Origin of the sequence: Micromonospora sp. HB375, assembly GCF_017872985.1 — a bacterium.
Classification (GTDB): domain Bacteria; phylum Actinomycetota; class Actinomycetes; order Mycobacteriales; family Micromonosporaceae; genus Micromonospora; species Micromonospora chalcea.
Map to the genome: position 1 here is coordinate 6,009,994 of NZ_JAGGJO010000001.1, position 23,891 is coordinate 6,033,884.

Sequence of the window (23,891 nt, forward strand, 5' to 3'; positions counted from 1 at the left end):
TCCCGCGACACTGCGAGCGGCCGTACCCGACCCGGGTACGGCCGCTCGCCGCCGTTCAGGAGCCGCCCCGACTGAGCACGCCGTCGTCGGCCGGCTTCCGGGGCCCCGGGATCCGCACCGGCCCGGCGACCGGCGCGCTCAGCCCGCGGCCCCGCCACAGGTAGAGGCCGGCCGCCGTGGTGACCGCCCCGACCACTGCGAACAGCAGCCGGTAGTCGAACACCCCGACGAGCAGCGCGCCGGTGCCGATGGAGAGCGCCTGCGGACCGCTGACCAGGGCCTCCGACGCCGCGGTGACCCGGCCGAGCAGCCGCGGCGGCGTCCGCCGCTGGATCAGCGTGTTCAACCCCACCATGGTCAGCGGCAGCGACAGGCCGGCCAGCAGCAGCGCCACCACCCCGAGCCACAACCGGGGGTACGCGAGCGCCAGCGCGGCCGGTCCGAAGAACGTCACCCCGGCGGCCAGCGCCCCGACTTCGCCGTACCGGCGGACCACGGCGGCCGAGAACAGGCCGCCGACCAGGCCGCCGACGCCCTGCACCATGACCAGCACGCCGACGAACGCGGCCTCGCGGCGCAGACCCAGGTCGACGTACGCGAAGATCAGCGACTCGGTGAAGCCCATCACCAGCGAGCCGAGCCCGTACCCGAGCAGCGCCCGGCGCAGCGCCGGCTCGCCGGTCAGGTGGCGCAGCCCGGCGCTCAGCTCGGACGGCCCGCGGCGGCCGGACCGGGACGGTTCCCGCTCCTGCGCCCGCAGCCGGCCGACCACCGCCGCGGCCACCAGGAATCCGGTCATGGCCAGGACGGCGAGCAGCCAGCCGCCGACGGCGGCGTAGACGCCCGCCCCGGCGAGCGGCCCGATCAGCCGCAGGCCCTGCCGGACCGTCTGCAGCAGTCCGTTCGCGTCGGCCAGCGACTCGGCCGGAACCAGATGCCGGATCAGTCCGTTGAGCACGGCGGCGAGGGTGATGTACGAGAGTCCGTAGAACGCCGCGACCACGTAGATCACCCAGACGTCGGAGCGGTCCCGGACCGTGAGCAGCGGACTGAGCAGCGCCGCGGCGACCAGGTTGGCGGCGATGAAGAAGGGTTTCCGGCGGTAGCGGTCGACCACCCAGCCGACGAGCGGGGCGAGGGCCATCGGTGCGATGACCGCGAAGATGGTCGCCCCCGCCATGCTGTCCGACCCGGTCAGATCCTTGACCCAGACGGCCAGGGCGAGCAGCAGCACCGACTCCGCCGCCATGCTCGCCACCACTGCGGCGAAGAGGAGACGGAAGTCGGGGCGGCGCAGGACGGTGCGCATCGGGTTGCCTCCGGCAGGGGTGCGCCACCAGGGGCGCGTCGGGGGTGGGCGCTGGTGAAGACACCCTCCACAGTCCTCTTTTTGTCTCGTGACACGCCCGTGCCGGAACCTCCGACGCCGGTCGCGACGTCCATACTGACCGTGGGGGGCGAATTTCATACAGTTACCGTCGCGTCCTGCGACGGTCGACGGGAAAGAGGACGCCGTGCCTCCTGCCGTACCAGGCCCGATTCTGCGCCGCCGTCGACTCGGCATCGAGCTGCGCCGGCTCCGCGAACAGGCCGGTCTGACCGGTGACCAGGTCATCGAGCGGATCGGCTGGGCCTCCGCATCCAAGTTGTCCCGCCTGGAGAACGGCCGCAGCCGGCCCGACCCGGACGACGTGGACGTGCTGTTGACGCTCTACGGCGCCGACGAGGAGCAGCGCGCGGAGCTGACCGGCATCACCCACGAGGCCGGCGACATGCGCGGCTGGCTGCGCAACTTCCCGGTGATGACCCAGCAGCAGCGCGCCTTCGCCGAGCTGGAGGCCGGCTGCGCGGAGATCTCCGAGTACAACCCGGTGCTGGTCCCGGGGCTGCTGCAGACGCCCGGGTACGCCCGGCACCGGATCATGTCGGCCGCGCAGGTCGCCGCCCAGGCCGGCGACCAGGAGCACGAGGACCCGGAGACCGAGGTACGCGCGCGGCAGGCCCGCCAGTCGCTGCTGACCCGCTCCCCCGACGTGCCCCGGTACACGGCCGTGCTGGAGGAGGCCGCCCTCGGCCGGCGGGCCGGCCCGCCGGAGGTGCTGCACGACCAGCTCGTCCACCTGTGCGAGATGGCCCTGCTCCCGAACGTGACGTTGCTGCTGCTGTTGCGGGACACTCGGGTCGGCGACTGGTACCTTCCGCCGACCGCGTTCTCGGTCTACCGGTTCGCCGATCCGCTCGATCCGGAGACATTGGCCATCGAAGGTGGGTTCACCGACGTCATGTCGACCGAGGTGAACACCCTAAATCGCTATAAAGTGGTGTTCGAGTGGCTATGCTCGTCGGCACTCTCCGCATCGGACACCCTCTCCTGGTTGATCGAGGCGACAGGACGGCTGACCGGCACGGCAGTCGAGTCCACGGCGGTGTACGGGCCGGCAACGGCGCCGACCCAGCGCCGCCGGGACTCGGGGCGCCTCACCACGGAGCGGTGATCCGGTAAGGACACCGTCCGCGCTCCGGCGTCGCTCGGTCCCATCGGAGCACCTCACCAGGAGCAAGCACCATGAACAAGATCTGTACCAGCACGACCGCCCTCTCGGGACAGCTCGTGGGCGCCGCCTGGCGCAAGAGCACCCGCAGCCAGACCTCCAACTGCGTGGAGGTCGCGCCGCTCGGCACCGGGCCGGCGACCATGGCGCTGCGGGACAGCAAGGACCCGAGCGGGCCGGTCCTGCTGTTCGACCGGGCCGGCTGGCTCGGCTTCCTCGCCGGAGCGAAGAACGGTCAGTTCGATCTGGACTGATCCGGCGAACGTTCGGGGCCGTCGGCGTCACGCCGGCGGCCCCCTCGCGTGTCCGGCCCCGACAACGGTGCTGACCTGGCATCCCCCGATCGGTCGAGGTGGCGCGTTCCACTTGTCGGGAGGACACATCGGCGTAACATGACGCGGGAGTGACGTGGAAGTTCCAGCGGGTAACCGTCCACTCTCCGGGGGACACCATGCGGTTCCTGATCGTCCGCACCGAGATCCGTACCGCCGCCGACGCCGACATCGCCGCCGCCTGGGCCGGTGGGGGCCGCCTGCGGGACGAGACGAGCACGCCGGAACCCCGCCGCCAGGTCGTCCACGCCGAGGACCGGGACGCCGCGCTCCTGCTCGCCCGAGCGCTGTCCGCCGTCGGGGCGGTACGCGCCGGCCGGCACCGGGTCAAGGTGCTGCCCATCGAGGACTCCGCACCGGGGCAGCCGTACCGCTGGCACGGTGGATGACCGGACGCTGACGTCCGTCGTGGCCGGACCGGCTTCCCCCGCCGATCATCGCCTCACCCGGCCACGACGGCCCGTGTTCCCGGCCCGCGACCGTCGCGGCAACGACGGTCCGGGCCGGGACCGTGCCCGCCCGGCCCTGCGCCCGCCAGCCGAAACGCCCCAACCCGACGGGCGGGCGGGCGGGTCAGCAGTGGCCGTCGAGCCAGCGGTGCACCAGGAACAGCGCGATCGACGACGGCGGCGGCAGGATCAGCCGGTCTCCCCCGCCCACCGGCACCGGCTCGCCGGCCAGCGCGGCCCCGATCTCCCGGCGGGTGAACCAGCGCGCGTGCGCGATCTCGGCCAGGTCGACCCGGATCGGCGCGTCGGGGTCGGCGCGGGCCAGGAAGCCGAGCATCAGCGAGCCGGGGAACGGCCAGGACTGGCTGCCCACGTACGCGATCTCCTCGACCGGGACGCCTACCTCCTCGCGGACCTCGCGGAGCACGGCGGCCTCGGCCGACTCGCCGGGCTCGACGTATCCGGCCAGGCAGGAGTAGCGGCGCTGTCCCGGGGTGCGCGGCCAGGCCGCGTTGTTGCCGAGCAGGCAGCGGCCGTCCGCTCCGTCCATGCCGTCGTGCACCAGCACGATCATGGCCGGGTCGGTACGCGGCCAGACCCGGTCGCCGCCCGGGTCGATCCGTGACCAGCCGGCCTCGTCGGCCTGCGTCGCCTTCCCGGTCGTGGACGAGTAGCCGTGCCGCTGGTGCCAGTTGAGCAGCGCCAGCGCGGTGGTGAACAGGCCCGCGTCCCGGTCGGTCATCAGGTGGCCGACCTCGCGCAGGTGCGCCGGGCGGGTCTCCGGCAGCGCCGGCAGCGGCCCGTCGACCGCGAAGACCGGCACGCCGTCCGGCTCGACGCCGAGGAACATCGGCACCGACCGGGGCACCTCGGGCAGGTCGCCGGGGCCGACCAGGACCAGTTCGGGTGGGCTCGCCACGCCCCGGACCAGGGCACGCCCCTCGGCGGCGGAGTCGAGCACCAGCACCCGCGCCCGCTCCCACGCCTCGGCCAGCCAGGCCGGGTCGGTACGCCGGTGGGCGGCCCGGTCGAGCGTGGACCGGGCCAGCGGCGGCGCGGGCTCGCCGCTCACGCGGATTCCGTACGCACCGGTGTCAGCGCGGCGAGCGAGTCGGCCACCCGTTCGGCGTCGCCGAGCACGACGGTGACCGCGCGGGCCGGCGCCAGGTAGCGGGCGGCCACCTCGGCCACGTCGTCCACAGTCGCGGCGGCGAGCCGGGCTGCGTGCTCGGCGAGGAAGTCCAGTCGCAGCCCGTTGCCGGCGTACGCGCTGGTCAGCGACGCGAGCCCGGCCTGGGTCGACATGCCGAGCTGGAGCGTGCCGAGCGCGTACTGGCGGGCCTGCTCCAGCTCGTCGGCCTTCGGCGGCACCGTGGCGAGTCGGCCCAGCTCGTAGTTCGTCTCCACCAGCGCCGCCGCTGTCACCTCGGTGGCCACCTCGGCGCCGGCGATGAGCACCGAACCGGCCACCGAGTGCTCGACGAGCGAGTGCGGCCCGTACGTGTAGCCCTTGTCCTCGCGGATGTTCTCCACCCAGCGGGAGGAGAAGTAGCCGCCGAAGATGAGGTTCGCCAGTTGCAGCGCGGCGTGGTCCGGGTGGGTACGGGGCACCGCGGGCAGCGCGAGGCGTACCGAGGACTGCACCGAGCCGGGCCGGTCGACGAGCAGCAGCGGCCCGGGTTCCAGCGGCGGCGCGGGCGGCAGTTCGGCGACGTGGCCGTCGCCGCGCCAGCCGGCGAGCGCCTGCTCGGCCGCGTCCAGCGCCCGCTCCGGCGCCACGTCGCCGACGAGCACGAGCACCGCCCCGGCCGGGTGCACCCGCTCGGCGTGCAGCCGGCGCAACGCGGCCGGGCGGACCGCCCGGACCTGGTCCGGGTCGGGCGTCTGCACGGCGTACGGGTGGCGGCCGTACACCCGCTTGAGCAGGGCGGTTCGGGCCAGGTGCGAGGGCTGGCTCTGGGCGACCTGGATGCGGTCGACCAGCCGGTCCCGTTCGGTCTCCACCCAGTCGGCCGGGTAGTTGGCGCCGGTGAGCACCTCGGCGAGCAGTTCCAGCATCCGGTCCAGGCCGGTGACCAGGCCCGCGCCGGAGAGCATCAACCGGTCCGGGTCGAGCCCGGCGGTCAGTCCGCCGCCGACCTTCTGCAGCTCGGCGGCGATCTCGGTGGCGCTGTGCGCCTGCGTGCCGGCGAGCATGGTCTGCGCCAGCATCGCGCCGCGGGCCAGGTGCGTGCGCCCGAACGGCATCCACAGTCGCAGCTCGACCAGCGGTACGGCGGAGCGGCGTACCGCGATCACGGTGAGGCCGTTGCGCAGCGTGCGCTCGGCCTGCTTGGGCACCTTGAGACGGCGGTTCGGGCGCAGCGCCGGAAGCGGCCGGACGGCGGTGGCGGTGGTCGTACTCGTGCTCATCGGGCTCCTCCGGCGACGACCTCGACGGACGCGCGGCGCTCGGGCCGCAGGGTGGCGGCGGCGGCGCGGACCTGGTCCTCGGTCACCGCGCCGACCAGCCGGGGCAGCTCGTTGAGCAGGCCCGGCTCGCCGCGCTGCTGTTCCAGCACGGCCATCCGCAGCGCCCGGCCGAGCACCGCGTCGGTGTCGCGCAGCAGGTGGGTGGCCATCCGGGCCTGGGTGCGCGCCAGCTCTCCGTCGGTCAGCCCGTCGGTCGCCAGCCGGTCCAGTTCCTCGTCGATGGTGCGCAGCACCTTGTCCACGTCGCCGCCGGGCGGCAGGTGCGCCTGGAGCAGCAGCGCGGTGGGGTCGCGCACGTCGAACGGGTCGCCCATGAAACCGACGTAGCCGCCGAGGCTGGTGACCGACCGGTCGCGCTGCACCAGCCGCTCGACCAGCCGGGACGCGTCGCCGTCGGTGAGCACCTCGGCCAGCACCACGTAGGGCAGGTAGCCGGCGAAGTCGTCGACCGGGTCGGGCACGCGCCACGCGCCGGCCACCGCCGGCAGCGGGGCCAGCGCGTCGGTGTACGTGCTGCGCCGCTCGGTGGTCAGGTCGGGCTCGGTGAAGTCGGGCCGCTGCGGGGCGGGACGGGCCGGGACGTCGCCGAAGTGCCGTTCGATGAGCGTGGTCGCCTCGGCCACGTCGATGTCGCCGCTGACCGCCAGTACGGCGTTGCCGCTGGCGTAGTAGCGGCGGAAGAAGTCGGCGGCGTCGGCCACCGTCGCCGACTCCAGGTCGTCGAAGGAGCCGTAGCCGTCGTGCGCGTTGGGGAAGGTGTCGAACATCACCGGGGGCAGCGTCAGCCAGGGGAACCCGCCGTACGGCCGGTTCAGCACGTTGACCCGGATCTCCTCCTTGACCACGTCGACCTGGTTGCGCAGGTTCTCCTCGGTCAGCCGGGGGCCGCGCATCCGGTCGGCCTCCAGGAACAGCGCGCGTTCCAGGGCGTTGGCGGGCAGCGTCTCGAAGTAGTCGGTGTAGTCCAGGTGGGTGGAGCCGTTGAACGTCCCGCCGGCGCCCTGGACGTGCCGGAAGTGGGCCAGCTTCTCCAGGTTCTCCGACCCCTGGAACATCAGGTGCTCGAAGAGGTGGGCGAAGCCGGTGCGTCCCTCCGGCTCGGAGCGGATGCCGACGTCGTAGACCACAGCCACCCCGATGACCGGGGCGCTGCGGTCCGGCGTGAGCACCACACGCAGGCCGTTGTCGAGGGTGAACCGTTCGGCCGGGTACTTCGTCGCTGGGATCTTCGCTCTCCGCGTGGACACGAGATCGACATTAGCGCTTCCGTACCGGCTCTATCGCCGGTGTGCCCTGGCCGAACGGTGGACTGTTGCGGGACGGGTCTTGACGCCGGCGGCCACTTGCCCCACTCTTCCTACCAACTAAATAGGAATACTGCGGATTGGACATTCGATGAGAGGGCTTCCCCTGCGCCGCCTGGTCACCCTGGCGACCCTGGCCGCGGTCGGCGCGGCCACGCTCGGCACCACCGCCGCCTGCGGCGAGGACAGCGACGCCGCCAGCGGGTCCGGCCCGGTCACGCTGCGCCTGGGCTACTTTCCCAACATCACGCACGCCCCGGCCGTGGTCGGCGTGGAGAAGGGGATCTTCAAGGAGAAACTCGGCAGCGACGTCGAGCTGGACACCAAGACCTTCAACGCCGGCCCGGCCGCCATCGAGGCGGTCTTCTCCGGCGCGCTCGACGCCACGTACATCGGCCCGAACCCGACGGTGAACGCCTTCTCCAAGTCCAAGGGCGAGGCGGTCCGGGTCATCTCCGGCGCGGCGTCCGGCGGCGTCGCGCTCGTGGTCAAGCCCGGCATCACCTCGGTGGAGCAGCTGCGCGGCAAGAAGATCGCCACTCCGCAGCTCGGCAACACCCAGGACGTGGCGCTGCGCTTCTGGCTCAAGGAGAAGGGCCTGGAGACCACCAAGGAGGGCGGCGGCGACGTCAAGATCGTGCCGCAGGAGAACGCGCAGACGATCGAGACGTTCGGCAGCGGCGCCATCGACGGCGCATGGGTGCCCGAGCCGTTCGTCTCCCGGCTGGTCAACGCCGGTGGCAAGGTGCTCGTCGACGAGCGTGACCTCTGGCCGGACAAGAAGTTCGTCATCACCAACCTGCTGGTCAGCACCAAGTTCCTCAAGGCGCACCCGGACGTGGTGAAGAAGCTGGTCGAGGGCCAGGTCGCGGCGAACGAGTTCGTCAACACCAAGCCGGACGAGGCGCAGCAGGCCATCTCCGACCACATCGGCAAGATCACCGGCAAGCCGCTGGACCTCAAGCTGATCAAGCAGGCCTGGCCGACCCTGGAGTTCACAAACGACCCGATCCCGGCCTCGCTGAAGACCGGCCTGGACCACGCCGTCGCGGTCGGGCTGACCCAGCCGGTCGACCTGAACGGCCTGTACGACCTCAAGTACCTCAACGAGGTCCTCAAGGCGCAGGGCAAGGCCGAGGTCAGCCAGCCGTGACGTCGACGACCACGACCCCGCGCAGCGCGACCGGCTCGGTCGCGCTGCGCGGCGTCACAAAGGTGTACGGCCAGGGCGACCAGGCCGTCCTGGCGCTGGACGGACTGTCCCTGGACATCGCGCCCGGCGAGTTCGTCTGCATGGTCGGCGCGTCCGGCTGCGGCAAGAGCACGCTGCTCAACCTGGTCGCCGGCCTGGACCGGGCCAGCGGCGGCACCATCGAGCTGGGCGAGGGCGTCAACCCGGGGCTCATGTTCCAGGAGCCGGCGCTGTTCCCCTGGCTCACCGTCGAGGGCAACGTCGAGGTGCCGCTGAAGCTGCGCGGTCTCCCCCGCGACCAGCGCAAGGAGCGGGTGGCCGAGCTGCTGCGCACGGTCCACCTGTCGGAGTTCGGCCGCAAGCGCCCGCACCAGCTCTCCGGCGGCATGCGGCAGCGCGTCGCGCTGGCCCGCACGCTCGCGCTGGAGACGCCGGTGCTGCTGATGGACGAGCCGTTCGGCGCGCTGGACGCGATGACCCGCGACATCCTGCACGACGAGCTGGAGCGGATCTGGACCGAGCGCAAGCTCACCGTCCTGTTCGTCACGCACAACGTCCGCGAGGCGGCCCGGCTCGCCGACCGCATCGTGCTGCTCTCCAGCCGGCCCGGCCGGATCATCTACTCCACCGAGGTCGCCGTGCCGCGCCCCCGGCGGATCGACTCGCCGGAGGTCTCGGCCATCGCCGCCGAGGTCACCGACCGGCTGCGCAAGGAGGTGGGCCGGCATGGCCAGTGACACCCTGTCCGCGTCGGCGCGGGCCGACGCGGAGATCTCCGGGCTCGACGCGCTGGAGATCGCCGGCCGGGAGAAGGGCCCGTCCCGGGTACGCCGCCTGTGGTCGGCCACCTGGCCCAAGCTCGCCGCGCTCGCGCTCGCGGTGGCGATCTGGCAGGCGGTGGTCTGGTCCGGGTGGAAGGAGCCGTGGGCGCTGCCCGGCCCGGCCGTGGTCTTCGGCGACCTCGGAGAGTACCTGCTCAGCTCGGCGCTCTGGGAGGGCCTGGCCACCACGGCCCGGCGGGCGGCGGTCGGGTTCGCCGCCGCGGTCGCGGTCGGCCTGCTGCTCGGCCTCGGCGTGGCCCGGGTCAAGGTGCTCCGGGCCGCGCTCGGCTCGATGATCACCGCGTTGCAGACCATGCCGTCGATCGCCTGGTTCCCGCTGGCCATCCTGCTGTTCCAGCTCAGCGAGCAGGCGATCTTCTTCGTGGTGGTGCTCGGCGCCGCGCCGTCGGTCGCCAACGGCGTCATCCACGGCGTGGACTACGTGCCGCCGCTGCTGGTCCGCGCCGGCCGCAACCTCGGCGCCCGGGGGCTCAACCTCTACCGGTACGTGATCGCGCCGGCCGCGCTGCCGGCCATCGTGGCCGGGCTCAAGCAGGGCTGGGCGTTCGCCTGGCGCAGCCTGATGGCCGGTGAGCTGCTGGTGGTCATCGCCACCCGCACCTCGATCGGCGCACAGCTGACGTACGCGCGTGAACTGAGCGAGGCGCCCCGGCTGATGGCCATCATGATCGTCATCCTGGTGGTGGGCCTGCTCGTGGACACCGCGTTCGGTGCCGCCGACAAGGCGATCCGCCGCCGCTGGGGCGTGCTGGACCAGGCCGGCAACTGACGTCGTGTACATCTCCGCGCGCGCCGACTACGCGCTCCGGGCCATGCTCGCCGTCGCCGACGCCGCCGGTACCCCCGGCGACGCGGTGTCCGGCGGCGGCGAGCTGGTCAAGGCGGCGAGCCTGGCCGAGAGCCAGGACATCCCGCTCAGCTTCCTCCAGGGGATCCTGCTCGACCTGCGGCGGGCCGGGCTGCTGCACAGCCATCGCGGCACCGAGGGCGGGTACGCGCTGACCCGCCCGCCGGACGAGATCAGCGTGGGCGACGTGCTCCGCGCGGTGGGTGGCGCGATCACCAGCGTCCGGGGCATCCCCGCCGACCGGGCCGGCTACCACGGCGTGGCCACCGGCCTGCGGGACGTGTGGCTGGCGGTGGACGGCGCGATCGCCCTGGTCGTGGACCGGACCACGCTCGCCGACCTGCTGAGCGACCGGGCGACGGCACCCTGACGCGCGTCCGGTCACAGGGCGACGGCGCGCGGGGTCGCGGACCCGGCCGTTGTCGGCCACAGAGGGCATGACTCCTGGCCGATATGACTCTCGGGCATATTTATACCTGAGAGTCATATCGCTTTCCGGGCATCATCCGCCCGGCGGGGCTACTGAGCGTGCGGGACGCTCATCCCGGGCGTGAAGCTGCGGGCGGCGCCGCGATCCGGCGAGCCGCCGTCGGAGGGCCGCCAGGGCCCGAACGCGGCCATCGCGGCGAGCGCCAGGCCGGCCCCCGCCACCGCGAGCACCAGCAGCACTTCCCGTGCACCGCCCGATCCGGCTTCCCCCGCCATGAACCGCTCCCTCCGCGTCCGGCCGACCCCCCGACCGGTTCCCCGCCCGACAGCATCGCCGCCACGGCGAGGCCGGACAGTCGGACAGCCGACCGAACGTCGACTGATTCCCGACTCAGGAACGATCACCCGGCCCGCTCGAAGCCGAGCCGGTCAGGCGCGGTCAGCGGCGGCGCGGACGCCGACGGGGCCGGGTCGCCGGGGCGGGGTGCGCGGCAGCGGGCGCGGCGATGGTCACCGGCACACCGGACGGCTCCCGGGCGCCGGTGAGCCGGCTCAGCTCGCTGTCGCCGGGGCGTACCCGGGTGGTCTTGGGGTTGATGCCCGCGGTGCTCATCAGCCGGGCGACGTCGCGGCGCTGCTCCGGCAGCACCAGCGTGACCACGGTGCCCGACTCGCCGGCCCGCGCGGTCCGGCCGCCCCGGTGCAGGTAGTCCTTGGCCTCCGCGGGCGGGTCGGCGTTGACCACCAGGTCCAGCCCGTCGACGTGGATGCCCCGGGCCGCCACGTCGGTGGCCACCAGCGCGGTGACCTGGCCGGTGCGGAACTGCTCCAGGATGCGGGTGCGCTGCGGCTGCGACTTGCCGCCGTGCAGCGCCGCGGCGCGTACGCCCTTGGCGAGCAACTGCCGGGCCACCCGGTCGGCGCGGTGCTTGGTGGCGATGAAGACGATGGTGCGGCCCTCGCGGGCGGCGATGTGGGCCAGCGCGGCCTGCTTGTCGTCCGCCTCGAGGTGCAGCACGTGGTGGGTCATCGCGGTGACGGTGGCGGTGCCCGGGTCGACGGAATGCGTCACCGGGTCGGCCAGGAATCGGCGGACCAGCCGGTCCACGCCCCGGTCCAGGGTGGCCGAGAAGAGCATCCGCTGCCCGCCCGGCGCGACCTGCTCCAGCAGCTTCGTCACCTGCGGCAGGAAGCCCATGTCGGCCATCTGGTCGGCCTCGTCCAGCACCGTGATGGTCACCTGGTCCAGCCGGGCGTCCCCGCGGTCGATCAGGTCGTGCAGCCGGCCCGGCGTGGCCACCAGCACCTCCGCGCCGGCGCGCAGCGCGGCCGCCTGCCGGGTCAGGGAGAGCCCGCCGACCACTGTGGCGCAGCGCAGCCCGAGCGTGGCAGCGTACGGGGTGAGCGCGGCGGTGACCTGCGCGGCCAGTTCCCGGGTGGGTACGAGCACCAGCGCGAGCGGACGGCCCGGGCGGGCCCGGCGGCCGGCCGTACGGTGCAGCAGCGGCAGCCCGAACGCGAGCGTCTTGCCGGAGCCGGTGCGGCCCCGGCCGAGCACGTCGCGGCCGGCCAGCGAGTCCGGCAGCGTGGCCGCCTGGATCGGGAACGGCGCGGAGATGCCCTGCGCGGTCAGCTCGGAGACGAGCGCCGGCGCCAGGCCGGTGGCGGCGAACGTGGGCAGGGTCGTGGTCATGCGGAAAGCCTTCCTCGAGGCGGCACGTGTCGAGGAAGGGCGCCGGGCTGCGGCGCGTCACCGGCGTCACCGGTGGTCACAAGCACGAACCGAAAGGGACGGGCCGGCCCGGCAGAGGCGGGCCGGCCCGTGCACCGCGCCCGAGAGGGCGCGGTGGTGGTGCCGGTTGATCCGAAGATCAGAGCGGGCGGATGTTCTCCGCCTGCGGGCCCTTCTGGCCCTGGGTCACCTCGAACTCGACCCGCTGGTTCTCGTCCAGGCTCCGGTAGCCGGAGGTCTGGATCGCCGAGAAGTGGGCGAAGACGTCGGCGCCGCCGTCGTCCGGGGTGATGAAGCCGAAGCCCTTGTCAGCGTTGAACCACTTGACGGTGCCAATTGCCATGTGTTTCGTCTCCTTGACGGAACGGTCGGCCCGCACGTGTTGCGGGCCGGAGAGGAGCACCCCGCGCGTGGAATACGCGGCGTGCCTGTCGCTGCTGGTCGCCCCGCCCGGAGAACTCCGGACACAACAAAGAGCGCCTGGGGCCACAATCCGCCAGGCGCACACAGAGTCTCTGGAAACCAAAACTGCAACCCGGACAACGTATCACGGACTCGTGTGCTGCGGTAGATCCCCCGGGATTTCCGGCACGGCGGCCACCAGATCGGCCAGCCCGTCCGCGTCGAGCAGGTCGGCCGGGCGGACGGTCACCGAGTCCCGGACGTAGTGGAACGCCGCGCCGACCCGCTCCACCGGCACCCCGGCCAGTTCCGCCCAGGCCAGCCGGTAGACCGCCAACTGCACCGCCGCCGCGTCGGCCTCCCGGCCGGTGGGCTGCCGCCCGGTCTTCCAGTCGACCACGTCGTAGCGCCCGCCCGGGCGGGCGAACACGGCGTCCATCCGGCCCCGGATCACCACCCCGGCGACGACAGTGGCGAACGGCACCTCCACCTCCACCGGCACCCGGTCGGCCCACTCGCTGGCCAGGAAGCGCTCCTGCAACTCGACCAGGGCCTCGTCCGGGGCCGCGTCCTCGTCCGCCGCGCCGGGCAGCTCGTCCACGTCGAGCAGCCGGTCCGCGCCGAAGCGCTGCTCCAGCCAGGCGTGGAACGCGGTGCCGCGCCGGGCGTACGGCGTCGGTTCGGTGGGCATCGGGCGGCGCAGCGTACGGGCCAGCGCCTCCGGGTCGCGGCGCAACGCCACCAGCTGGGTCACCGAGAGATGGCCGGGCAGTTCGACCTCGACCGCCTCGGCCTGCCGGGCCAGCTCCGCCCGCTCGGCGAGCAGCAGCTCGGCCTCACGCCGCCAGCGGGCCACCTCGGCGTCCTCCGCCGCGCCGGTGGTGGCGAGCAGCGCCGCCTCGCGCCGGGCCACCTCCGGGTCGGCGAGGTACCGGCGGACCAGCGCCGCCGCCTCGGTCAGCGCGGGCCGGCGGGCGCCCAGCGGGTCGGCCGGCCACTCGGCCCGCAGCACCGTCTCGGTGGTCGGGTTCACCGCGTCCCCGGCCGGCTCGGGCGTCCACGCGTCGACCACACGGCCGTCCGGGTCGGCCAGGCAGGCGTCGTGCACCTCCCGCAGGAACACCGACGGGCCGCGGAACCGCTTGGTCCCCTCCCCCCACCAGTAGCCGGAGCAGAGCAGCAGGCGGCGGGGGCGAGTCACCGCCACGTACGCCAGCCGGCGCTCCTCCCGCTCGTCGTGCGCCCGCCAGTCGTCGGTGAACTCGGTCAGCGCCCGGGCCACCCCGCGCTGGTCCTCCGCCTCCGGCAGGGCCAGCTCGGGCAGCCCGTCCGCGTCGCCGCGCAGCGGGAACGGCAGCACGCCCAGCCCGCCCAGCCAGTGGTCGGAGTTGCGCACCGGCCCCGGCCAGACGCCCCGGGTCATCCCGGCCACCGCCACCACGTCCCACTCCAGGCCCTTCGCGGCGTGCGAGGTGAGCACCTGCACCGCGCCGGCCACCACCTCGACCTCGCCCGGCGCCAGCCCGCGCTCCTCGTCCTCGGCGGCGGCCAGGTAGGCGAGGAAACCGGCGAGCGTCGCGCCGGGCGTCTCGCCGCTGAACCGGGCCGCCACGTCGCCGAGCGCGTCCAGGTGCGCGCGGGCCAGCCCGGCGTCGCCCGCGCCGTCCCGGCCGGCCCGGACCGCCACCTCGACGTCGAGGCCGATGGTCCGCTCGATGTCCGCGATCAGTTCCGGCAGCGACTGGTCCAGGCGGTAGCGCAGCAGCGCCAGTTCCATCCCGTACGAGCGCAGCCGCGCGTAGCCCTCGGCCGAGTACGCCTGCGCCGGCCCCAGGTCCGCCAGCGCCTCCACGAGCGTCGCCTCGTCCAGCACGTCCACGGTGATCTCCGGGCCCTCGTCGCCGGTCAGTTCCCGGCGGCTGCGGGCGATCGCGCGAGCGCGGCGGTGCAGGGCGACCAGGTCACGCGGGCCGATCCGCCAGCGCGCGCCGGTGAGCAGCCGCAGCAACGCCGCCCCGTCGGTCGGGTCGGCGAGCACGCGCAGCGTGCACACCACGTCCCGTACCTCGGGGGTGTCCAGCAGCCCGCCCAGGCCGACCACGTCGACAGGAAGCCCACGGGCGCGCAACGCCGCCTCGATCGCCGGGATCTGGCTGCGCAGCCGCACCAGCACCGCGGTGGTCGGGCGGCGGTCGGCCGGGATGTGCTCGGGCAGCGCGCCGGGCATCCCGGCCGCGCCCCGCCAGGCCGCCAGCACGCTGTCCGCGATCCAGTCGGCCTCGTCGGCGTACGTCTCCAGCAGCGCGCAGTGCACGGTGCCGGCGGCCTGCCCGCCCGGGGTGCGGTGCGGGATCGGGTCGCGGACGCTGAGCGCGGCGTGCAGTTCCGGCACCCGCGCGCCGACCGCCCGCAGCGGCACCGACAGCGTGTTGGCGACACCGAGGATCTCCGGTCGGTTGCGCCAGCTCGTGGTCAGGCTGAGCACGTCGGCGGGGCTGCCGTCGGTGCGGGCGAACTCGGCCGGGAACCGGTCCAGCGTGCCGGCGCTGGCCCCGCGCCAGCCGTAGATGGACTGGCACGGGTCGCCCACGGCGGTGACCGGGTGGCCGCCGCCGAACAGCGCGTTGAGCAGCACCACCTGGGCGTGGCTGGTGTCCTGGTACTCGTCGAGCAGCACCACCCGGAACCGGTCCCGCTCGATCACGCCGACGCCGGGGTGGTCGCGGGCCACCCGGGCCGCGCGGGCGAGCTGGTCGGCGAAGTCCATCGCCTCGAAGTCGTCCTTGCGCCGGGCGTACGCGCGCACCAGCGGCAGCAGCTTCAGCCGGGTCCGCTGGAGCTGGAGCGCCTTGCGCACGTCGGCGTAGACCCGGCCGGGACGCGACTGCACCTCGGCGAAGAACCGGCCGGTCCAGCCGGCCAGCTCGTCCGGGTCGACCAGGTGCTCGTCCAGCTCACCGGCGAGCGCCAGGACCGCGTCGGTGATGGTGGACGGCATCCGGTCCACCTCGGACATGTCCCCGTCGTAGTTGCGCACCAGCATGTCGACGAGCTGCCAGCGGGACGCCTCGGTGAGCAGCCGGGTGGTCGGCTCGTACCCGGCGCGCAGCCCGTGCTCGGTGACGATCCGCCCGGCGTACGAGTGGTACGTGGACACGGTCGGCTCGCCCGCCAGCGGGTCGTCGTGCGGGTCCCGCCCCTGCCGGCCGAGCCGCCGGATGAGCTGGTCGAGCCGGGTCCGGACCCGGTGCGCCAGCTCGCCGGCCGCCTTGCGGGTGAAGGTGAGGCCGAGGATGTGCTCGGGGCGTACGTAGGAGTTGGCGACCAGCCAGACCACCCGCGCGGCCATCGTCTCGGTCTTGCCGGAGCCGGCACCCGCGACCACCAGCAGCGGCTCCACCGGCGCGGCGATGATCGCGGCCTGTTCCCGGGTGGGCGCCGGCAGCCGCAGCAGCCGGGCCAGCTCGACGGGCGTGTAGCGGGGCCCGGCGTCGGCCGCGCGCGGCGCAGGCGTGGCGGAGGCGCCGAACAGCGCCGGCTGAACGCTCATGAGTTCTCCGGGGGCGGCTCGACCACCTGGCGGCCCTGGCCGGAGACCGGGCAGCTGGTGCGCACCGGGCAGACCCGGCACTTGGAGTTGGCCACCGCGGCGAACGTCGAGGCGGCCATCGTGTCGGCGGTACGGCGCACCAGCGCGGTGGCCCACCCGGCCTCCGGGCCCTCCCCGGCCGCGGCCTGGGTCTGCTCCTTGGCGTCCCGCGCGCCGGTGCCGAGCTGCACCAGCGCGGCCCCGCCCGGTTCCTCGCCGAACTCGGCGAACCCGCCCGCCTCCACCGCCGCCTGGTACGCGCCGAGCTGCGGATGCTCGGCCACCTCCCGCTCGGTGACCGCCGTCGACTTGCCGGTCTTCAGGTCGATCACCACGAGCCGCCCCTCGGCGTCGACCTCCAGCCGGTCGACCCGGCCGGTCAGCTCGATCGGGCGGGACGGATCGTCGAGGCGGACCGCGAACTCGTGCTCGATCGCCAGCAGCCGGCGCGGGTTGCCGGCCAGCCAGCGCAGCAGCTTGTCCACCATCGCCTCGGCGCGCTGCCGCTCCGGACCGGCCATCCACCGGGCGGCCAGCTCGATCGCGTCGAACCGCGCGGCCACGTACTCCAGCAACGCCTCCCGGTCGACGCTGGCGTCCTCGGCGAGCATCGCGGCGGCGTGCACCAGGTTGCCGACGCCCTGCGCGGCGCTCGCCGGCCCGCTGCCGCCGTGCCGTTCCAGCAGCCAGCGCAGGCTGCACCGCAACGCGCTCTCCATCGCCGACGGGGTGACCCGCACCGGCTCGCCCTCGTCGACCAGCGGCCGGTCGTCGGAGAGGCCGCGCAGCCCCCACCAGTCGTCCGGGTGCGCGCCGGGCACCCCGGCGGCGGCCAGCCGCGCCAGCTCACCCGCCGCCGCGTGCCGCCGGGTGATCGGCGCCGCCGGGTCGGTGACAGCGGTACGCAGCTCCGCCACCAGCGCGGACAGGGTGAGACCGCGTGGCGGCAGCGTGACCGGGAGTACGGCGGGCGGCCCGTCCTGCGGATGCTCGTCCCCGTGCGGCACCGGCCCGTCAGCGGTTTGCCCGCGCGTGACCTGGCCGGTCGGTCCGTTCCCGGCCGGGCCGGGGCCGGTCGGGTCCGGGCCGGTCGGGGCGGTGCCGCCTGCGCCGGTGGCGGGTGGGTCGGCGGCTGCGATTTCGTGCAGGAAGCGGCTCGGCTGCTCCTCGTGGTCGTCCCCGCCGACCGCCGCCGACGCCACAGCGGTGACCAGCAGCCGCCGCCGCGCCCGGCTGATCGCCACGTGGAACAGCCGCCGCTCCTCGTCCAGCAACGCCGACGTCTGCCCGACCAGGCTGGCCCGCAGGCCGGCCCCGTCGGCGCGACCGGCCAGCACGTCGACCAGGCGCTCCGAGCCGAGCAGGCTGCCGCGCAGGCGCAGGTCCGGCCAGACGCCCTCCTGCACCCCGGCCACCGCGACCAGGTCCCATTCCAGGCCCTTCGCGGCGTGCGCGGTGAGCAGGCGTACCGCGTCGCCCCGGTCGGCGGCGGCGGCGAGCGTGTCGGCGGGCAGTTCCTGCCCGAGAACGTGGTCGAGGAACACCTCGGTACGCGCGCCGGGCAGCCGGTCGGTGAACCGGGCCGCCGCGTCGAACAGCACGAGTACGGCGTCCAGGTCCCGGTCGGCGGCCTCGGCCCGCCACCGCTGGGCGGTCTCGTGCTCGCCGGTGGCCGCCCGCCCCCTGGTGATCGCCCCGGCCCAGCGTTCGGCCAGCCCGCTCTCCCGCCACACCGCCCAGAGCACGTCCTCGACCGTCGCGCCCGGGGTGGCGGCGGCCTGCCGGGCGGTCTCCAGCAGGTGCGCCACGGCCTGCGCGGGGGCCGCCCAGCGGCGCTCGATGGTGGACAGTTCGGCCGGGTCGCGCAGCGCCTCCACCAGCAGGTCGCCGGAGGAACGGCGGTCGCCGCCGGCCAGCGCCAGCGCCCGCAGCCCTTGACGCAGCCGCCGCTCGGCCAGCGGGTCGGCCCCGCCCAGCGGCGAGTGCAGCAGCGCGACAGCGGCTTCCTCGTCCAGCCGGTCCGGTTCGAGCGCACAGCGCAGCAGGAGCAGCAGCGGGGCGACCGCTGGCTGGAGGTGCAGCGGAAGGTCCTCGCCGTGCACGACGGTCGGCACCCCGGCCGTGTGCAGCGCGCGCCGCAGCGACGGCAGTTGCCGGCCGGTGGAGCGGACCAGCACCGCCATCCGGGACCACGGCACGCCGTCGAGCAGGTGCGCCTCGCGCAACGCGTGCGCCAGCCAGGCCGACTCGCTGGTGGCGGAGCGGAACGTCCGTACCTCCACCGTTCCGGCCGGCGCATCGGGCAGCGGGCGCAGCCGCCGGTGCGCCGCCGGGCCGCGCAGCCGCCGGGCCAGCCGGGCGGTGGCCGCGAGCAGTTCCGGCCCGGCCCGGTACGAGGTGGTGAGCGTGACCTGGGCCGCCGGCGCGCCGGAGGCGGTGCGGAAGCGGTGCGGGAACGTGGCGACGCCGGCCGGGTCGGCGCCCCGGAAGGCGTACGTGGACGAGTCCGGGTCGGCGAACGCCACCAGGGACCGCCCGCCTCCGGCCACCACGGCGAGCAGGTCGAGCTGCGCCGGGTCGGTGTCGGCCAGCTCGTCGACGTACACGTGGGCCAGGCGGCGGCGCTCGGCGGCGAGCAGGTCGGGATCGTCGAGCAGCATGCCGGTGGCGGCGCGCACCAGCTCCGCCGGGTCGTACGCGACCGAGCCCCTGTTGCTCACGTCGCGCAGGGCGAGCACGGCGACGTACTCCCGCAGGAAACGCGCGGCGGCCGGCCAGTCGGCGCGGCCCAGCTTCTCGCCGAGCCGGGCCAGCTCCACCGGCCCGACGCCGCGCTCCGCGGCCCGCATCAGCAGGTCGCGCAGCTGCTGGGCGAACGCCCGGGTACGCAGCGCGGGGCGCAGATCCTCCGGCCAGCCGACCGGGTCGTCGCCGGGCTCCTCCCCCACCACGTCGAGCAGCTCGCGGATGATCAGATCCTGCTCCGGGCCGGTGAGCAGCCGCGGTGAGGGCTCGCCGCGTTCGGCCGCCGCGCGGCGCAGCAGCCCGAAGGCGTACGCCGGGAACGTGCGCACCAGCGGCTCGCGGACCACGCGGTGTCCGTCCCCGGCGATACGCGCCTCGATCCGGTGGCGCAGCTCGGTGGCGCCCCGCCGGCCGAAGGTGAGCACCAGGATCCGCTCCGGGTCGACGCCCTCGGCCACCCGGGCGGCGACCGCCTCGACGAGCGTGGACGTCTTGCCGGTGCCGGGACCACCCACGACGAGCATCGGCCCGTCGGTGTGCGCGACCACCTCGGCCTGCACCGGATCGACCCGGCGCGAGACGTTCGTGCCCGCCCCGGCCCCGGTCCCGGTCTGCGGCGAAGCGCTGTCGTGCGGCGTGGCGGTCTGTGGGTGCGCGGCATCGCCCGCCGACCCCCCGGATCGCGGCTCCGCCTCGGCCGGCCCACCGGACCGACCCACCCCCTGCCCCGCCCCGGCGTCGTGGGTGACCCCCGCCCCCGCGCCGCCGGGCCGGCGCACCAACCGGTACGCCTGCATCACCGACATCCCACCACGCCGGTACGACACCCGGAAACCGACAGTCGTCCCGCCCGTCACCAGCTCACCTTGCCCGCGGCGCGCACCATTGCCGGCTCCGCCCCACGCCCGGCTCCATGCGTTCACGCCACCTCGGCGAAGTGGCCGCATCACGCGCGCCCGGACACCACCACCTCCCCGAAGTAGTGTCGATCAAGCACGCCGAGACGGTAGTGAACAAGCACGGGTGGCCGGGCGCGCGTCAGGTGAGGCGGGCGTCGATCAGGTCGAGCGCGGCGGGCACGCTGTCGGCGACCATCAGCAGGTCCAGCGCGGCCGGCTTGAGGAAGCGCTGCTCGCCGAGCCCGCGGATCCAGTCGAGCAGCGGCCGGTAGAAGCCGTCCACGTCCACGATCACCATCGGCTTGGCGTGCAGGGCCAGGGTGGCTGTGGTCCACACCTCGAACAGCTCGTCCAACGTGCCCAGGCCGCCGGGCAGCGCCACGAACGCGTCGGACTTCTCGTCCATCAGCGTCTTGCGGTCGGCCAGGCTGTCGGTCACCAGCAGCTCGTCGGAGTCCAGGTCGGCGACCTCCAGGTCGACCAGGGACTGCGGGATGACGCCGATGGTGCGGCCGCCGGCCGCCCGCGCGCCCTCCACCACGGCGCCCATCATGCCGACGCAGCCGCCGCCGCTGACCAGCGTGTGACCGCGCCGGGCGAGTTCCTCGCCGGTCTCGGTGGCCAGCGCGAGCCAGCGGTCGTCGAGGGTACGGGAGGACGCGCAGAAGACACAGACGTTCGCCACGTTCAGCTCCGTCCGGCCGGGCCCTCGGGGGCGGCCTCGGCGGCGGCGCGCTGGTCGGCGGCGACCCGGGCGACCGCCTCCTCGCGTACCGCCTCCTGCTCGGCGGAGAGCACCGCCTCGGCCTCCACGATGTGCCGGACCGCTTCGTTGACGTCGTCGGTGAGCCGGATCAGGTCGAGGTCGGCCGGGCCGATCTTGCCCTCGGCGGCCATCGTCGTACGCAGCCAGTCGAGCAGTCCGCGCCAGTAGTCGGTGCCCATCAGCACCACCGGGAACCGGGTCACCTTGCCGGTCTGCACCAGGGTGAGCGCCTCGAACAGCTCGTCCAGGGTGCCGAAGCCGCCGGGCAGCACCACGAACGCCTGGGCGTACTTGACGAACATGGTCTTGCGGGCGAAGAAGTAGCGGAAGTCGATGGCCAGGTCGACCCAGTCGTTGAGGCCCTGCTCGAACGGCAGCTCGATGCCGAGCCCGACGGAGAGGCCGCCGGCTTCGCCGGCGCCACGGTTGGCGGCCTCCATCACGCCGGGGCCGCCCCCGGTGATCACCGCGTAGCCGGCCCGGGCCAGTGCCGCGCCCACTTCCTCGGCCAACCGGCACTCCGGGCTGTCCGGCTTGCTGCGGGCGGAGCCGAAGACGCTCACCGCCGGGGGCAGGTCGGCGAGGGTGTCGAAGCCCTCGACGAACTCGGACAGGATCCGCAGGGCCCGCCAGGCGTCCTTGGTCTTCCAGTCGCTGCGTCCCCGGGAGTCGAGCAGTCGCTGATCAGCGGTACTCGTCGGAATCGCCCGGTTGCGCAGCGTCACCGCACCGCGGTGCCGTTCCGCCCGACGCGTCTCCCCCCGCCGCCCCTGCCCAGCCGACTTCCCGCTGCTCTCGCCCATGTGGTCACCGTAATGGAGCGGATCCGGCGGGACGCGCTGGCCCGGGAGCCGAAGAAAATCTGGGATACGGGCAACTAAATCGCTGGCTCGTACGTCTTACTATTCACATACCCGGTATACCCCGGGCGACGCGCCTTCGGGGGAGGAGCCAGCGTTGATCAGTAACAGCGAGATGATCCGGATTCGCCGTCAGATGCAGCGGCGGATCCGCGACGTGGTGGCCGAGCGCCGCCGCGCCCGGATGATGGAGACCCACCGCACCGACCTCACCGGCGAGACCGGCGAGGCGGACGCGCCCCTGACGACCAGCGTCTGACGATCCGGGGCCCGCCAGGCGGGTGCGGGCCCCGGATCGCGGCGCGTCAGGCCGGGGCCAGCCAGCGGTGCAGGGTGGCCGCGCCGTCCCGGATCTTGGTCAGTTCGACGTGCTCGTCCTTGTGGTGCGCCAGGTTCGGGTCGCCGGGCCCGAAGTTCAGCGCCGGGATGCCCATGGCCGCGAACCGCGCCACGTCCGTCCAGCCCAGCTTGCCGATCGGGGCGGCGCCCACCGCCGTCAGGAACTCCTGCGCCGCCGGGTTGTCCAGCCCGGGTGGCGCGCCGGCCGCCGCGTCGGTGACCGCCAGGTCGAAGCCGGCGAAGACCTCGCGCAGGTGCGCCTCGGCGCCCGCCGGGTCGCGGTCCGGGGCGTACCGGTAGTTGATCTCGATCTCGCACCGGTCGGGGATGACGTTGCCGGCCACCCCGCCGGTGATCCGTACCGCGTTGAGGCCCTCGCGGTAGTCGCAGCCCTCGATCGTCACCCGGCGCGCCTCGTACGTGGTCAGCCGCCGCAGCACCTCGCTCGCGCCGTGGATGGCGTTCACCCCGTGCCAGGAACGCGCCGCGTGGGCCCGCTCCCCGTGCGTGGTGATCACCGCGCGCATGGTGCCCTGGCAGCCCGCCTCGACGATCCCGTACGTCGGCTCCAGCAGCACCGCGAAGTCGGCCTCCAGCCACTCCGGGTGGGTCTGCGCGACCAGGGTGAGGCCGTTGTACTTCGACTCGATCTCCTCGGCCTCGTAGAAGAAGTACGTGACGTCGTAGCGCGGGTCGGGCAGCGTGACCGCCAGGTGCAGGGCGAACGCCACGCCGGACTTCATGTCGGAGGTGCCGCAGCCGTACATCAGGTCGCCGCGCATGGTCGAGGGGAAGTTGCCGTTGAGCGGGACGGTGTCCAGGTGGCCGGCGAGCACCACGCGCTGGGCCCGGCCCAGGTCGGTACGGGCCATGACGGTGTTCTGGTGCCGGTACGTGGTCAGGTGCGGCACACGGCGCAGCACCTCCTCGACGCAGTCGGCGATCGCCTTCTCGTTGAGGGAGACCGACTCGATGTCGACCAGGGCGCGGGTCAGCGCCACCGGATCGGCCAGGACCTCGGGGGTCAACGGGTTCTGCATGTCTCGCACGGTACCGTCAACCTCGGCGGGCCAGGGAACACGTTCGGCGAGGCCCGCGGCCGCGAGCAGCGGCGGACGCCGTTGCCGGAGGAGAAGGGTGACATCGTGACGTCCGCACCATCTGCCTGGGGCATCGGCCTGGCCACCGTCACCGCCGAGGACCAGGTGCTCGACACCTGGTACCCGACCGGCAAGCTGGGCCTGGGCGAGCTGCCGCTGGTGCCCGGCGAGGACCAGGCCGACGTGCTCGACCTGCCGCCGGGCGCGATCGGCGCGCGTGCGCTGCCCGGTCTGCGCACGGTCGAGGTGACCACGGTGATCGGTTCGCTGGACGACCCGATCAAGGACGCGGCCGACGCGTACCTTCGGTTGCACCTGCTCTCCCACCGCCTGGTGCGGCCGAACGAGCTGAACCTCGACGGCATCTTCGGCAAGCTGGCGAACGTGGCCTGGACGTCGGCCGGGCCGTGCCCGCCGGAGCGGGTGGACGAGCTGCGTGTCATCGAGCGGGCGGTGGGCCGCCACCTGGCCGTGTACGGGGTCGACAAGTTCCCCCGGATGACCGACTACGTGGTGCCGTCCGGGGTGCGGATCGCCGACGCGGACCGGGTCCGGCTGGGCGCGTACCTGTCCTCCGGCACCACCGTGATGCACGAGGGCTTCGTCAACTTCAACGCGGGCACGCTGGGCACCTCGATGGTCGAGGGCCGCATCGTGCAGGGCGTGGTGGTCGGCGACGGCTCCGACGTCGGCGGCGGCGCCTCGATCATGGGCACGCTCTCCGGCGGCGGCACGGAGAGGGTGCGCATCGGTGAGCGCAGCCTGATCGGCGCGAACGCCGGTGTCGGCATCACGCTCGGCGACGACTGCGTGGTGGAGGCCGGCTGCTACATCACCGCCGCCTCGAAGATCACCCTTCCGGACGGCCGGACGGTCAAGGCCCGCGAGCTGTCCGGCGTCGACGGGCTGCTGTTCTGGCGCAACTCGGTGACCGGCGCGCTGGAGGCGAAGCCCCGCACCGGCCAGGGCATCAAACTGAACGCCGCGCTGCACGCCAACGACTGAGCCGTACCCCCGTCCGGGTCCGCGCCCACCGCGCG

The 23,891-nt window shown here is 74.1% G+C and carries 21 protein-coding genes; 9 read left to right on the forward strand and 12 right to left on the reverse strand.

All coding sequences use genetic code 11. From position 1 onward, the window contains the following. Window positions 1-55 precede the first annotated feature (55 nt). Window positions 56-1,309 (reverse strand): MFS transporter, encoded by a 1,254-nt coding sequence (locus tag J3R08_RS26585; protein WP_043328456.1) that lies wholly within the window; start codon window positions 1,307-1,309, stop codon window positions 56-58. Window positions 1,310-1,514: 205 nt separating this feature from the next. Here J3R08_RS26585 and J3R08_RS26590 point away from each other — a divergent pair, with 205 nt between their 5' ends. The 3 genes from J3R08_RS26590 (at window position 1,515) to J3R08_RS26600 (ending at window position 3,273) form a co-directional block, all read left to right on the forward strand. Next, complete coding sequence (locus J3R08_RS26590) at window positions 1,515-2,495, forward strand: helix-turn-helix transcriptional regulator (RefSeq protein ID WP_030503665.1); 981 nt, start codon at window positions 1,515-1,517, stop codon at window positions 2,493-2,495. 71 nt (window positions 2,496-2,566) lie between these two features. Then, window positions 2,567-2,806 carry a DUF397 domain-containing protein gene (locus J3R08_RS26595; RefSeq protein WP_043328454.1) on the forward strand — a complete coding sequence of 80 codons (240 nt, stop codon included), beginning with the start codon at window positions 2,567-2,569 and terminating at the stop codon, window positions 2,804-2,806. A gap of 197 nt (window positions 2,807-3,003) precedes the next feature. Then, complete coding sequence (locus J3R08_RS26600; protein ID WP_043328453.1) at window positions 3,004-3,273, forward strand: hypothetical protein; 270 nt, start codon at window positions 3,004-3,006, stop codon at window positions 3,271-3,273. 184 nt (window positions 3,274-3,457) lie between these two features. Here the strand turns inward: J3R08_RS26600 and nudC are convergent, their stop codons facing one another. From nudC to J3R08_RS26615, 3 genes are read right to left on the reverse strand one after another with little or no spacing between them, the layout of a single operon-like run. After that, window positions 3,458-4,405, reverse strand: a complete 948-nt coding sequence (gene nudC, locus J3R08_RS26605) for an NAD(+) diphosphatase (RefSeq protein WP_043328451.1) — start codon at window positions 4,403-4,405, stop codon at window positions 3,458-3,460. Beyond that, window positions 4,402-5,745: a pitrilysin family protein gene (locus tag J3R08_RS26610; protein WP_043328450.1), complete on the reverse strand. Its 1,344-nt coding sequence runs from the start codon at window positions 5,743-5,745 to the stop codon at window positions 4,402-4,404. The genes nudC and J3R08_RS26610 overlap by 4 nt, the downstream gene beginning before the upstream one ends. Then, entirely contained in the window at window positions 5,742-7,052 is a 1,311-nt protein-coding gene (locus J3R08_RS26615) for a pitrilysin family protein (protein ID WP_043328449.1), read from the reverse strand. The genes J3R08_RS26610 and J3R08_RS26615 overlap by 4 nt, the downstream gene beginning before the upstream one ends. Window positions 7,053-7,200: 148 nt before the next feature. On the opposite strand from J3R08_RS26615, the gene J3R08_RS26620 reads away from it, so the two are divergent. Genes J3R08_RS26620 through J3R08_RS26635 form a run of 4 tightly spaced genes read left to right on the forward strand, consistent with a single transcriptional unit; the run spans window position 7,201 to window position 10,360 of the window. Next, the gene (locus J3R08_RS26620; protein ID WP_043328448.1) at window positions 7,201-8,262 is read left to right on the forward strand and encodes an ABC transporter substrate-binding protein; all 1,062 of its coding nucleotides are present in this window, start codon (window positions 7,201-7,203) and stop codon (window positions 8,260-8,262) included. Further along, on the forward strand, window positions 8,259-9,038 hold the full coding sequence (locus tag J3R08_RS26625; protein WP_030503658.1) for an ABC transporter ATP-binding protein: 780 nt from the start codon (window positions 8,259-8,261) through the stop codon (window positions 9,036-9,038). The genes J3R08_RS26620 and J3R08_RS26625 overlap by 4 nt, the downstream gene beginning before the upstream one ends. Then, window positions 9,028-9,912: an ABC transporter permease gene (locus J3R08_RS26630; RefSeq protein WP_030503657.1), complete on the forward strand. Its 885-nt coding sequence runs from the start codon at window positions 9,028-9,030 to the stop codon at window positions 9,910-9,912. Before J3R08_RS26625 ends, J3R08_RS26630 begins: the two co-directional genes overlap by 11 nt. A gap of 4 nt (window positions 9,913-9,916) precedes the next feature. Continuing rightward, window positions 9,917-10,360 carry an Rrf2 family transcriptional regulator gene (locus J3R08_RS26635; RefSeq protein WP_069087336.1) on the forward strand — a complete coding sequence of 148 codons (444 nt, stop codon included), beginning with the start codon at window positions 9,917-9,919 and terminating at the stop codon, window positions 10,358-10,360. Window positions 10,361-10,509: 149 nt separating this feature from the next. Here J3R08_RS26635 and J3R08_RS26640 read toward each other — a convergent pair whose 3' ends face one another. The 7 genes from J3R08_RS26640 to J3R08_RS26670 form a co-directional block, all read right to left on the reverse strand. After that, the gene (locus J3R08_RS26640) at window positions 10,510-10,695 is read right to left on the reverse strand and encodes a hypothetical protein (RefSeq protein WP_209963125.1); all 186 of its coding nucleotides are present in this window, start codon (window positions 10,693-10,695) and stop codon (window positions 10,510-10,512) included. A 163-nt stretch (window positions 10,696-10,858) separates the two neighbouring features. Further along, window positions 10,859-12,112, reverse strand: coding sequence for a DEAD/DEAH box helicase (locus tag J3R08_RS26645; protein WP_030503654.1), 1,254 nt, complete (start codon window positions 12,110-12,112; stop codon window positions 10,859-10,861). A 178-nt stretch (window positions 12,113-12,290) separates the two neighbouring features. Continuing rightward, window positions 12,291-12,494, reverse strand: a complete 204-nt coding sequence (locus J3R08_RS26650; protein WP_013288421.1) for a cold-shock protein — start codon at window positions 12,492-12,494, stop codon at window positions 12,291-12,293. Between the two features lie 204 nt (window positions 12,495-12,698). Next, window positions 12,699-16,103, reverse strand: a complete 3,405-nt coding sequence (locus J3R08_RS26655; RefSeq protein ID WP_209963127.1) for an ATP-dependent helicase — start codon at window positions 16,101-16,103, stop codon at window positions 12,699-12,701. Beyond that, window positions 16,100-19,684 (reverse strand): ATP-dependent DNA helicase, encoded by a 3,585-nt coding sequence (locus J3R08_RS26660; protein ID WP_209964435.1) that lies wholly within the window; start codon window positions 19,682-19,684, stop codon window positions 16,100-16,102. The genes J3R08_RS26655 and J3R08_RS26660 overlap by 4 nt, the downstream gene beginning before the upstream one ends. Window positions 19,685-19,925: 241 nt before the next feature. Next, a complete protein-coding gene (locus J3R08_RS26665) occupies window positions 19,926-20,471 on the reverse strand; it encodes a TIGR00730 family Rossman fold protein (RefSeq protein ID WP_043328444.1) in 546 nt (181 codons plus the stop codon). A gap of 2 nt (window positions 20,472-20,473) precedes the next feature. Beyond that, entirely contained in the window at window positions 20,474-21,355 is an 882-nt protein-coding gene (locus J3R08_RS26670; protein ID WP_209963130.1) for a TIGR00730 family Rossman fold protein, read from the reverse strand. 154 nt (window positions 21,356-21,509) lie between these two features. Here J3R08_RS26670 and J3R08_RS26675 point away from each other — a divergent pair, with 154 nt between their 5' ends. Continuing rightward, a complete protein-coding gene (locus J3R08_RS26675) occupies window positions 21,510-21,671 on the forward strand; it encodes a hypothetical protein (protein ID WP_166457212.1) in 162 nt (53 codons plus the stop codon). Between the two features lie 46 nt (window positions 21,672-21,717). Here J3R08_RS26675 and dapE read toward each other — a convergent pair whose 3' ends face one another. After that, window positions 21,718-22,791 (reverse strand): succinyl-diaminopimelate desuccinylase, encoded by a 1,074-nt coding sequence (dapE, locus tag J3R08_RS26680; RefSeq protein WP_104115152.1) that lies wholly within the window; start codon window positions 22,789-22,791, stop codon window positions 21,718-21,720. Window positions 22,792-22,896: 105 nt separating this feature from the next. On the opposite strand from dapE, the gene dapD reads away from it, so the two are divergent. Continuing rightward, window positions 22,897-23,856 carry a 2,3,4,5-tetrahydropyridine-2,6-dicarboxylate N-succinyltransferase gene (dapD, locus tag J3R08_RS26685; RefSeq protein ID WP_209963133.1) on the forward strand — a complete coding sequence of 320 codons (960 nt, stop codon included), beginning with the start codon at window positions 22,897-22,899 and terminating at the stop codon, window positions 23,854-23,856. The last annotated feature ends 35 nt before the right edge of the window (window positions 23,857-23,891 follow it).